The sequence below is a fragment of the Vibrio sp. 1562 genome, assembly GCF_033340155.1.
GTDB lineage: Bacteria > Pseudomonadota > Gammaproteobacteria > Enterobacterales > Vibrionaceae > Vibrio > Vibrio alginolyticus.
Window position 1 is genome coordinate 1 of the sequence record NZ_JAWOVY010000392.1, and the last position, 671, is coordinate 671.

Here is a 671-nt window from a genome sequence, read left to right on the forward strand (position 1 = left end):
CGCATCCATGCCGGCACGCGACCGGGCGCACCGCAGATGGAAACGGCCGACGCGCAGCTTCGCTTCCTCTGCGAGGCGGGTTTTTCGGCCGGGGACGCCGTCAATGCGCTGATGACAATCAGCTACTTCACTGTTGGGGCCGTGCTTGAGGAGCAGGCCGGCGACAGCGATGCCGGCGAGCGCGGCGGCACCGTTGAACAGGCTCCGCTCTCGCCGCTGTTGCGGGCCGCGATAGACGCCTTCGACGAAGCCGGTCCGGACGCAGCGTTCGAGCAGGGACTCGCGGTGATTGTCGATGGATTGGCGAAAAGGAGGCTCGTTGTCAGGAACGTTGAAGGACCGAGAAAGGGTGACGATTGATCAGGACCGCTGCCGGAGCGCAACCCACTCACTACAGCAGAGCCATGTAGACAACATCCCCTCCCCCTTTCCACCGCGTCAGACGCCCGTAGCAGCCCGCTACGGGCTTTTTCATGCCCTGCCCTAGCGTCCAAGCCTCACGGCCGCGCTCGGCCTCTCTGGCGAGGCGGATGTGACGCGGGTGCGCTTCGTGAAATCAGCCCAGCGGCTCGGATTCAGCCTCGACGAGATCGCAGAGCTGCTGAGGCTGGATGACGGCACCCACTGCGAGGAAGCCAGCAGCCTGGCCGAGCACAAGCTTCAGGACGTGC

The 671-nt window shown here is 65.1% G+C and carries 3 pseudogenes; 2 read left to right on the forward strand and 1 reads right to left on the reverse strand.

The features are described 5' to 3' along the window. A pseudogene (gene tetR(A), locus R7Z49_RS25365) lies at nt 1-360 on the forward strand (tetracycline resistance transcriptional repressor TetR(A)); the annotation flags it as partial. Nucleotides 361-391: 31 nt separating this feature from the next. On the opposite strand, the pseudogene R7Z49_RS25370 reads toward tetR(A), so the two are convergent. Next, nucleotides 392-526: pseudogene (locus tag R7Z49_RS25370) on the reverse strand (relaxase); the annotation flags it as partial. Between R7Z49_RS25370 and R7Z49_RS25375 the strand changes: the two are divergent. Continuing rightward, nucleotides 521-671, forward strand: a pseudogene (locus tag R7Z49_RS25375) (MerR family DNA-binding protein); the annotation flags it as partial. The pseudogenes R7Z49_RS25370 and R7Z49_RS25375 sit on opposite strands and share 6 nt — an antisense overlap.